Origin of the sequence: Bacillus sp. (in: firmicutes) (genome assembly GCA_017656295.1) — a bacterium.
Lineage (GTDB): Bacteria > Bacillota > Bacilli > Bacillales > JACDOC01 > JACDOC01.
Genome location: JACDOC010000024.1, coordinates 36,416 through 46,938, shown reverse-complemented (window position 1 = coordinate 46,938; position 10,523 = coordinate 36,416). Strand labels below are relative to the sequence as shown.

At 35.9% G+C, this 10,523-nt stretch carries 11 protein-coding genes; 6 read left to right on the top strand and 5 right to left on the bottom strand.

The features are described 5' to 3' along the window. Positions 1 to 95: 95 nt before the first annotated feature. Complete coding sequence (locus H0Z31_14330; GenBank protein ID MBO8178606.1) at positions 96 to 329, bottom strand: DUF378 domain-containing protein; 234 nt, start codon at positions 327 to 329, stop codon at positions 96 to 98. Between the two features lie 149 nt (positions 330 to 478). On the opposite strand from H0Z31_14330, the gene H0Z31_14325 reads away from it, so the two are divergent. The 4 genes from H0Z31_14325 to H0Z31_14310 all read left to right on the top strand — a co-directional run bounded on the left by H0Z31_14325 (position 479) and on the right by H0Z31_14310 (position 4,100). Beyond that, a complete protein-coding gene (locus tag H0Z31_14325) occupies positions 479 to 1,642 on the top strand; it encodes an iron-containing alcohol dehydrogenase (protein MBO8178605.1) in 1,164 nt (387 codons plus the stop codon). 207 nt (positions 1,643 to 1,849) lie between these two features. Next, positions 1,850 to 2,047, top strand: coding sequence for a cold-shock protein (locus H0Z31_14320; GenBank protein MBO8178604.1), 198 nt, complete (start codon positions 1,850 to 1,852; stop codon positions 2,045 to 2,047). A gap of 189 nt (positions 2,048 to 2,236) precedes the next feature. Continuing rightward, positions 2,237 to 3,586, top strand: a complete 1,350-nt coding sequence (locus H0Z31_14315; protein ID MBO8178603.1) for a glucose-6-phosphate isomerase — start codon at positions 2,237 to 2,239, stop codon at positions 3,584 to 3,586. Between the two features lie 106 nt (positions 3,587 to 3,692). Beyond that, positions 3,693 to 4,100: a YugN-like family protein gene (locus H0Z31_14310; GenBank protein ID MBO8178602.1), complete on the top strand. Its 408-nt coding sequence runs from the start codon at positions 3,693 to 3,695 to the stop codon at positions 4,098 to 4,100. Here the strand turns inward: H0Z31_14310 and H0Z31_14305 are convergent, their stop codons facing one another. Continuing rightward, a complete protein-coding gene (locus tag H0Z31_14305; GenBank protein MBO8178601.1) occupies positions 4,101 to 5,102 on the bottom strand; it encodes a potassium channel protein in 1,002 nt (333 codons plus the stop codon). Positions 5,103 to 5,893: 791 nt separating this feature from the next. Between H0Z31_14305 and H0Z31_14300 the strand changes: the two genes are divergently transcribed. Continuing rightward, positions 5,894 to 6,802: a tyrosine-type recombinase/integrase gene (locus H0Z31_14300; GenBank protein MBO8178600.1), complete on the top strand. Its 909-nt coding sequence runs from the start codon at positions 5,894 to 5,896 to the stop codon at positions 6,800 to 6,802. Positions 6,803 to 6,936: 134 nt separating this feature from the next. On the opposite strand, the gene H0Z31_14295 is transcribed toward H0Z31_14300, so the two are convergent. After that, positions 6,937 to 8,115 (bottom strand): PD-(D/E)XK nuclease family protein, encoded by a 1,179-nt coding sequence (locus tag H0Z31_14295; GenBank protein ID MBO8178599.1) that lies wholly within the window; start codon positions 8,113 to 8,115, stop codon positions 6,937 to 6,939. 617 nt (positions 8,116 to 8,732) lie between these two features. Here H0Z31_14295 and H0Z31_14290 point away from each other — a divergent pair. Then, the gene (locus H0Z31_14290) at positions 8,733 to 9,059 is read left to right on the top strand and encodes a hypothetical protein (protein MBO8178598.1); all 327 of its coding nucleotides are present in this window, start codon (positions 8,733 to 8,735) and stop codon (positions 9,057 to 9,059) included. Here the strand turns inward: H0Z31_14290 and H0Z31_14285 are convergent. Both H0Z31_14285 and H0Z31_14280 read right to left on the bottom strand, forming a co-directional pair. Further along, on the bottom strand, positions 9,049 to 9,249 hold the full coding sequence (locus tag H0Z31_14285; GenBank protein ID MBO8178597.1) for a transposase: 201 nt from the start codon (positions 9,247 to 9,249) through the stop codon (positions 9,049 to 9,051). The genes H0Z31_14290 and H0Z31_14285 overlap by 11 nt on opposite strands. 201 nt (positions 9,250 to 9,450) lie before the next feature. Then, positions 9,451 to 10,488: a DNA adenine methylase gene (locus tag H0Z31_14280; protein MBO8178596.1), complete on the bottom strand. Its 1,038-nt coding sequence runs from the start codon at positions 10,486 to 10,488 to the stop codon at positions 9,451 to 9,453. Positions 10,489 to 10,523 lie beyond the last annotated feature (35 nt).

Genomic DNA, 10,523 nt, shown 5'->3' with positions numbered 1-10,523 from the left:
TGTGTATTTTTTTAATAAATAAAAAATGAAGAGGGGCTCCAAAAAGTCAGTTACCCTGACTTTTTGGACAGCCCCTTGGTTATTTCAATATGATATTAACGTGTTGGTTTTGCTTGCGCTTCACGTTCTAATCCCTCATTAGGCTTAAAGAGTAAACCAAGGTTGATTAAGCCGGCAATTCCTACTAAGCCATAAATGACTCTTGCTAGGGCACTATCTTGGCCACCGAAAATAGCAGCTACAAGATCAAATTGAAAGAATCCGATTAGTCCCCAGTTAATGGCGCCAATAATAGTAAGAACTAGTGCAATACGTTGAATCGTGCTCATGTTGATTTCCTCCTTTAAGATGATTCGTTTACTATCATGTGTGTTTCTTCAAAAAATATACATGTGAAATTGTAAATTTTCTCAAGTAAGCAAAAAATTTTGTCACATCGTTCCAAATAGACCATAATAAAAGAGAGGAGGGATCATTAATGAATCAATTTACGTTTCACAATCCAACGAAATTAATTTTTGGAAAAGGTCAATTAGAACAATTAAAAACTGAAGTACCACAATACGGGAAAAAAGTATTGCTTGTTTATGGTGGAGGAAGTATTAAACGAAACGGTTTATACGATGAAGTACGTACATACTTAGACGAAATTGGTGCAGAAGTGTTCGAATTATCAGGCGTCGAGCCAAATCCACGCCTTTCCACTGTGAAAAAAGGTGTAGAGATTTGTAAACAAGAAGGCATTGAATTTTTATTAGCTGTTGGTGGCGGAAGTGTCATCGATTGTACGAAGGCGATCGCTGCGGGTGCGAAATACGATGGCGATCCATGGGATTTCGTCATTAAAAAAGCCGAAGTGAAAGAAGCATTACCTTTAGGAACGGTATTAACGTTAGCCGCAACCGGCTCAGAAATGAACAAAGGTTCCGTCATTACGAACTGGGAAACAAAAGAAAAGCACGGTTGGGGAAGTCCAGTAGTGTTCCCGAAATTCTCTATATTAGATCCGACCTACACGAAGACGGTACCGAAGGAGCATACGGTGTATGGCATTGTTGATATGATGTCCCATGTGTTTGAACAATATTTCCACAACGTAGAAAATACACCGCTTCAAGACCGGATGTGCGAAAGCGTATTAAAAACTGTCATCGAAGCAGCTCCGAAGCTTGTGAATGACTTAGAAAATTATGAGCTTCGTGAAACGATTATGTATAGTGGTACCATCGCATTAAACGGGATGCTTTCCATGGGGGTTCAAGGGGACTGGGCGACCCATAACATTGAGCATGCGGTTTCGGCTGTGTATGATATCCCACATGCTGGAGGACTTGCGATTCTCTTCCCGAACTGGATGAAGCATGTGTTACATGTGAATCCGCAACGCTTTAAGCAGTTAGCCGTTAATGTATTTGATGTAGATCCAGCAAGAAAAACAGATGAAGAAGTAGCTTTAGAAGGAATCGAAAAACTTCGTGCATTCTGGACAAGTATCGGTGCTCCGTCTCGCTTAGCGGATTACGGTATTGATGATAGTCAATTAGAACTGATGGCCGAAAAAGCGACCGTATTTGGCGAATTCGGTCACTTTAAAAAATTAAACAAGGAAGATGTACTCGCGATTTTACGTGCATCGTTATAGAAAAAAAGAGGAAGGCGTATGCTTTCCTCTTTTTTTGAAAAAAATCATAAAAGTTCCTTGTGTTTTATGATGAACTATGGTAACATTAATTTAATGTTTTTGTTCGAATCATTTGAAAGAGTAAGGCATTTATCGCTTTTCGTCTTGAAAGTTGAGGCAGAACAGAAATAAATATTTTTTATGTGTTTACATTTAGGAGGAAATGAAATGGTAACAGGTAAAGTAAAATGGTTTAATTCTGAAAAAGGCTACGGATTTATTGCTGTAGAAGGGAAAGACGATGTATTCGTTCATTATTCTGCCATTCAAGGCGAAGGGTTCAAAACGTTAGAAGAAGGTCAAACGGTCAGATTCGAAATCGAGCAAGGTGCTCGTGGCCCACAAGCTGCAAACGTACAACTATAAGTGAACTTGAAGGAAAAGCTGTTCACCCAATTGGGGGTTGGACAGCTTTTTTGATGTCCTGACAAATAGAAAAAGGAAAATGGAAGAAAAATATTATTGGATACGCTTACATTTAGTCGCCTTTCTTGATAATTGGAGGCCATTTCGATAAAGTGAAAGGAGAAGAAAACTTTAGTTGGAGGAAAGAAAATGACACATATTCGTTTTGATTATTCGAAAGCGTTGTCGTTTTTCGGAGAGCATGAACTTACATATTTACGTGACGCTGTAAAAGTCGCTCACCATTCGTTACATGAAAAAACGGGAGCAGGAAACGACTTTTTAGGATGGATTGATTTACCTGTGAACTATGATAAAGAAGAATTTGCCCGTATTTTAAAAGCGGCCGAAAAAATTAAAAACGATTCCGATGTGCTTGTAGTCATTGGGATCGGTGGTTCCTACTTAGGGGCGCGTGCAGCAATTGAAATGTTAAACCACAGTTTTTATAATGCCCTTCCAAGTGAAAAACGCCAAACTCCACAAGTGTTATTCGTTGGAAACAACATCAGCTCTACGTACATGCGCGATGTAATGGACTTATTAGAAGGAAAAGACTGGTCCATTAACGTTATCTCAAAATCAGGTACGACAACTGAACCAGCGATTGCCTTCCGTATTTTCCGCAAATTATTAGAAGATAAATATGGCAAAGAAGAAGCGCGTCAACGTATTTATGCAACAACGGACCGTCAAAAAGGTGCGTTAAAAACATTGGCTAATGAAGAAGGCTATGAGTCATTCATCATTCCTGATGATGTCGGGGGACGTTATTCTGTGTTAACAGCGGTTGGTTTGCTACCGATAGCGGTTAGTGGAATCGACATCGAAGCGATGATGAAAGGAGCCCAAAAAGCTCGTGAAGATTTCAGCCATTCTGAGCTAGAAGACAACTTAGCATACCAATACGCCGCGGTTCGTAACATTTTATACAACAAAGGAAAAACAATCGAAATGCTCATTAACTATGAGCCAGGCTTACAATACTTTGCCGAATGGTGGAAACAATTATTCGGCGAAAGTGAAGGAAAAGACCAAAAAGGAATTTTCCCAGCATCTGCGAATTTCTCTACGGACTTACACTCTTTAGGTCAATATATCCAAGAAGGTCGTCGTGACTTATTTGAAACGATCATTAAAGTAAATAACCCACGTCACGAGCTCGTTATTGAAGAAGAGGAAAGCAATCTCGACGGCTTAAACTATTTAGCTGGAAAAACAGTCGACTTCGTGAACAACAAAGCGTTCGAAGGAACACTTCTTGCGCACACTGACGGAGGCGTACCGAACTTAGTGGTAGAAATTCCAGCGATGGATGCGTACACATTTGGTTATTTAGTCTACTTCTTCGAAAAAGCATGTGCAATGAGCGGTTACTTATTAGGGGTTAACCCATTTGACCAACCTGGTGTAGAAGCATATAAAGTCAACATGTTTGCCCTACTTGGAAAACCAGGATACGAAGAGAAAAAAGCGGAACTTGAAGAGCGCTTAAAATAAACGAAAAGGACCTGCTCCTTGAAGGGAGAGGTCCTTTTTATATGTACGGATGAAATAACCGAAAATGAGGGAAACTAATCTCACAAAAGGTGAGGAGGTACAAAAAATGATTGAAATTCCCTCAGAACTAGAAGGTCGGCATTTTGATTTATATAAGCTCGAAAAATTAATGAAACCGCTTGGTTATGAGATTGGCGGTAACTGGGACTACGACCACGGTTCGTTTGATTACAAAATTGCGGATGAAGTAGGCTATCAGTTTTTACGTGTACCGTTTCAAGCGGTCGATGGTCAATTAGATTCCCGGGGAACCGTTGTGGAGTTCAAACGACCGTACTTGCTTTCTCATAGGTATCAGCGAGGGTTAGACGACTATGCGAATACAGGAACATTTTCGGGTTCAATTAATCAATTTTCCGAACCGGCCGATTCGGATGCACAGTTTCCGGAAAAGTATATTGAAACTGGGAAACAACTTGTCAAAGATCTTGAACAAATGCTGTTAAACGAATAATTACACATTCGAAATGATAAGGAGTTCATCACATTTTGACATTTGGATCGAAAGCGGGGGATTGATGTATGTCTGTCCCTCTTTTTTGACGCCTAATAGTAATATTTGTTGTTCGAGTAAATGCGAGCTCAATTCTTGAAACGATAAAGGTTGCCACTCTTCCTTTACCGGAATGAATTTAATTTTGCTTCCTTTTAATTGATCTAAAATTGATAATATCGTGTTCGAAATCCCGTTCGATAAAATACTATTGAGCATGAAAAAGCTTGATTGCTTGTTTGTTTGAATAATTTCATCCGCTCCCGCCCGCTTAGCATTCGTTGTATTTTCTTCTTTTAAAATTTCTACAATGCAATATAAGTCACGTTTCAACCCTTTAGCGGCTAATAATGTTAAAATGGAATACATATCTGCTTGGTGCTCGTCTTTATTTTGATCGGCCGTAATCAATAATATCGACGCATGACGAATGTTGGCTTTTAACAAGGAGGTGTCTAAATTTGGTTTTCCTTTAATAAAATGTACATGATGGTCTGTGTACGGATTTTTATCGAGCGTCTCATCGATCAACGTAATCATCGTTCCGTTCTTTAAAAGAAGCAGTTGATCTATGACCTCTTTCGCCCGCTCGTTCCAACCAACGATGACCGTATGATTTTTTCCTCGAAACATTCCTTTTCCCTCCAATTGGGCATTTTGTGTCGCCACCGCCGCACTCGCCAGCGATACAAAATACGTTGTCAAAAACCCGACTCCACTTAAGATGACAAGCATAGCGATTAACCGACCGAGAATTGACTCGGGTACATAATCGCCATATCCAACGGTCGACATCGTCACGATTGCCCACCAAACACCGTCAAACACCGTCGGAAACTTCTCTGGCTCAATGAGATGGATAACGCCCCCAAACAAAAAAATAATTGCCATTGCTATTAAAAAAACACGTAATGATATTGGAAATCGTAAAAATATTTGATAAACCAGATGCATCACGCTCATCTCCTTCAAACCATCCCATTGTTACAGTATGGACGAAAGGTAGACTCCACAAACATAGGTATGGTAAAATTAACCATATACGATAGGACAGAGTGAAGAAACTGCATAAGAAAGACGGGAAAGTGCAAAACAGAGGCTGGGAACTGCAAAAGAGTAGCGTCAAACTGCAAAAAGATGTGCAAAACAGCAAACCAAAGGTAGGTAAATGCAAATCAGAGGTGGAAAAGTGCAAAACAAAAGGTTGAGACCTTCTAAAGTAAAGTGGCAAACTGAAAAAGAGGTGACAATCTCGAATTATTGATGTTAAACCTAAATATGGGCGAAACCGAGAAAAAATCATCGGAACTTAATGAACAGCGTCAAACCAGTAATAAAGTTGGTTAACTGGAAAAAATACTTTAAACTGGTAATAATTCCGATTGAATTCGAAAAAAATAATCCAACTGTAATAAAGGAGGTTCGTATATTATCTATTAAACGTTAATATAGTCGTGAATGTAATATTTTTAAGTAATAATATAACAGGTATTTTGCTTTTTATTATTTCCTCTTGCCAATGACAGTTATAAAACGTTATAATATTCCTGACGCAATGAGGGAAAATGTTAAAAAAATAATACGGGGCATTAGCTCAGTTGGGAGAGCGCTACGCTGGCAGTCGTTCGGTTGCTTAAATCTCTCTCATTTGCTGGGATAATAGGCTCCAATGTCTAAATCAGCTAAACAATCATTTATAGACCATAATTGAGACAGTAATTGACCTTCTTACGAAATCGTAAGGAGGTTTTTTAATGCTTATTGAAATGGCTTTTAAGGAATTAATTGCGGAGAAAAAATTTCAAGGTTTAACTGAAAACAGTCTTAAATCATATGTAACCTTATTCAGCGTTTTAGGTGAATGGTTCAGAACTCAAAAAATTGAACACACTCAAGACCTATCCCCTGCTGTAATAAAATCATTCTTACGACACTGTATGGAAAAAGGTAATAAGCCTAAAACCATTAATTCTAAATTGAAACTACTTAGAGCATGGTCGAAATGGATGGTTGAAGAAGGAATTATCGAAAATGACATTTGTAAAGGAATCAAATTAATTCGAGAAGATGATGCTCCAAAAATTGTACGGGAAGAAGATATTCAACTTGCTTTAAGGCACTTGAGGAGAAAAAAGAGATGTGAAGACAGCTTTTACTCCATTCGTAATTACACTATCATGGTTACTCTCATTGGCTCAGGTTTAAGGGTAAATGAGCTTGTAAATCTAGATTGGGATGATATTAATTTTGCTGACAGCTTAATCATTATTCGTAAAAGTAAAAGCAGAAAACAAGGTTCAGTCCCTCTTTCCGAATCCTTAGCCAAAGAACTTAGCTCATGGAAGACTTATATTGAAAATAAACTCGGGGAAACACCCGTACCTGTGTTTGTTAACCTTAAAGGCGAACGATTAACTAAAAACGGGGTACAACTTTTCATTAAAAGATTGAAGCGGGACTTGGGAATACAGGGACATTTTTCACCGCATGCTATGAGAAATGTTTTTATTAAGCGGTTGTTGATGAATAAAGCGAATTTAAGGGAGATTCAGCTACTTGCAAGGCATTCTAAAATTGAAGTGACAAGACAATATATCGGATACTTTCAGCATGAATTAAAGGATGTGTTAGATGAGCACGACCCGCTCAGGGGATTAATTTAGCCTTACAGTTATGAGCTGTGATTTATAAAACGAAGCACTTGCAAAAGCAAGTGCTTTCCTATGTGTTACGAATTAACCAACAAGATTAGTCAGTTAAAAATTGCATCATAAGATACTACATTGAAACTGTTTATCTATAAATTATTTGCTATTACCTCTTCAATCCCAATTAGGTCATCTTTAATAAAGCTATTCATCTCATTTTGAATCTTTTCTTTTATTAATTCAAAATCATATTTCTCTGAATAATTTTTCTGTAGTATTTCCTTTTTATAAATCGTTGTATATTGTACCCCTAAGCTATTAGAACTTCCTTTGAATATCCCTTTATACTTTTGGCTAATATTAAACAGCTTTTCTCGCCATAAACGCTCTCCAGGTCCAATAATCAGTTTTAATACAAGTTTTTCGTCTTTATTTTGAAACTCCCATAGTAATATTCTTTTACTATTTGTCCATCCCTCTCCTACTTTTGGAATAAGGTCGTCTAGTTTATTCGTTGTAAAACGTATAAAGCTTTTGTTCGAAACATCCATTATTAACTTTATGTTTTTATTTAAAAGGTTTTCGAGATAATTGTACACATCAGAATATATATCAGGTTTATACTGGAAAATTAAATCTAGAGCCTTCTGATGTTTATAATAAATTTCTCTACATAACTTTTCTAACTCTTTGTCCCCCACAATATACCTCCTCAATACTTGGATATATTGTTCTATAAAGAACTGTACACTGCTATTTAAGATATTCTGCTTAAATTTCAAAGCCTTTTCTACGATATCTAATATAGTAGTATAGTCTATGCTTATCCAGTTTTCTCCATCACTTGCTTCGTCTCCATATGGAGTTAAAAATATAAACATCTTGCGGTATGTAGGATATTCCTCGTTGACAGTCTTAAAGTATTTATTTAATTGGTTTTTAGATTCTTTACTCCAAATTTTATTCTCAATTACTAAAACAAACTCATCTTCATCAGAGACAGCTAAAATATCTATATTTCTCCATTCTCTTCTAGTATGGAAATTATAATAATCCATTAGAGAAACATCATATAATGAAATTTCTTTAAAAGAATCTTTGTATTGGTGGTAAACAGTTTGAATAAATTTCTTTAAAACAAAATCTCCTAGTCCATGATTTTCCTTAGGAGAAAGAAGCCATGCTAGCACATTGCTGTGGCGTATCTCTGTATTTACTATTCCTAAAGTTTCGAATGCATTAAAGTTAGCTAATTTTGATTCGATCTTATCTAATACTTCAATGTCTAATAGTAGCCTAGAAATTGCATCATAGTTTTCATTCATCATAACCCCTCCGCACTTCTCTTTAAAAGCTACTCACGACTCCGAATAACCTTATAGCTTCTCCTTTTTTTCTTTACCTCCCCTATCTAAACTATTAAAAACATCATATAACCTTATATTACCAAATTAATCACAAAAAGTAATATAGTCTGCCTTTTATATCCATAAATAGTTACTAGACATTTAGGAAATAAGTTATTAAGATTTTTTTGCAATTCTAGGAAGCCTAATTTCTCTTCCAGCTATATGTTGTTTTCACTAATACTTTTTTTAGTAAAATTACCATATACTTTCTTGTCACACTAGGTAAAAAATTAGACTACATTACCACAAGTAATGTAGTCTAACCTTTCCTTCTATGACATGAACATAACCTATCACGAGCGGGGGATACTTTACAGTAATATCATTTTTACCATCAGCGATTACCGTATGAACAGTTCCAGCCACAAAAGCGACACAAATATATTAGCGATACGAACGAATATGTTTATTATTAACTGCGAAAATAGTTTTACCGATGAAAAAAGTCTATTAAAAAAGAACAATATTGATTTTTATATTATGTTAAAATACATTTTAGGCTCTATAGTTAACAATAAAAGAGGTAGGTAAAAAATATGTTCAATTTCTTTAAGAAGAAATGGAACCATACTTCTTATAAAATGGAAGCAGAAATTCATGCCGACCCTATTTGGTGTGCAAAATGCGGAAAAAATCTTGATATTGATGATTTTCCTTTTTCACAAGAATTAAAAGAGGAACTTTTTGAATGGGTACGCCAATACGGTAAAATTTTAGAGGAATCTGATTATGTTGCTTACATTACAGAAGAAACTCGCAACGCCATAAAAGAACACAATGATAAAGGTTTAATCTTATTTAATAAAGTTAAACAGGAACTTGGTGAAAACTTTAACATAGAATACGTACCAACTACTCTGTAAAGGGAATGCCCTGTTTTCTCTCCAGACCTTTCATTCCTTCATTTTCGTAGTATTTACCCCAACAACGTACCATAGAATGGCCAATCCCTAATTCTTTAGAAACAGTTTTATAACCCGTGCCCTCTTGAATATATAAATCTACAGCTTTCTTTTTAAGCTTTACATCATATGTTTTTCGTATTTTTCCCATAGAAAAATCCCCACCATAGTAAACCGATTAATTGGCTTTCTTTTTTCTGTCTACTATGAGGGGATCATATCATTTTTAAGGGTGGTCTTTAATTTGTTTAATATCAACAATGAGCTTTAACAGACACTCATACCAATAATAATTGGCACATCGATGAATCGAATAACCTTAGAAGTTATCCGCAGTTATTCAGAGTAGAATCTATATTTTAAAATTTGAAATAAACAACTCTTTTCCCACTCGGTCCTTTTTATTAGGATTGATTGAATAAATCCAACTTTCCTGGTTTATATAAAAGTTTTCTTTTCCATATATATTCCTTACTTCTGGACAATCGTCGATTGTTAATAGAAAGTTGTGTTTTGTTTCTGCAAGTAAACGTGCTAGTTTAACATGCTCATCATGGGACATACTAACTGGATATAGCCTATCCCCTTGTTTATAGTATGGTGGATCAATAATCAATAATACATCATCACCTGGAGCTAACAATACATCAACAAAATCTAGGTTAGTTATTTTCACCCCTTGTAATTTTTTAGAACAATCTAACACTCTTTTACATAGTGTTTCTGCATTCCAACGACAATCGATTCGGTATGCTGAGTTTTGTTCCATACCTCCTAGTGGATTAGCAGTATATATTCCTGAAAAATTTGTTCGGTTAAAAAATAGGAAGTCAAAGGCTCGATCCACAATATTATCATATTCCGTTCTCTTCCTTTTTTCTTTCCAAAGTTCTAAGGAAGGCTTTGTTTGTAGTATCTTCTTACATAACTGTTCAGGGTAATCTCTCATTGATACAAAGAAAGCATAAACGTTTGGATCCTTATCATTTAACCAATTATTACTCACCTTGTCTTTTCCAAAAAAGATTGATCCGCCACCAACGAATGGTTCTCTATATTCAACATGAGATTTATTGAAATAGGGATAAAAACGTTTAAGGACTCTACTTTTAGAACCGGGAAAACGCAGAGGTGAGGTTGGAAATGTATTTTTTTTGGTGTTATTTATCTTTAAACTAGCTAAAGCTAGTTTTATATCTGTGTCCCTAAGACCTTTTTGTTTTAATTTCTTTATTTGTAAAAGTGTATCAATTGTTTTATCACTATAGTAATTTTTTCTCCCAACTGCTTTTTCTACAGTTATGAAATCTTTGTATGTTTCTAACCATCTATATAAAGTACCTTTTGGGATTCCAGTTTTAGTAAGTAGATCTTTTGCCGATATTTTCATCCTTAGATCACACCCATTATGAGAACATTGAAGTA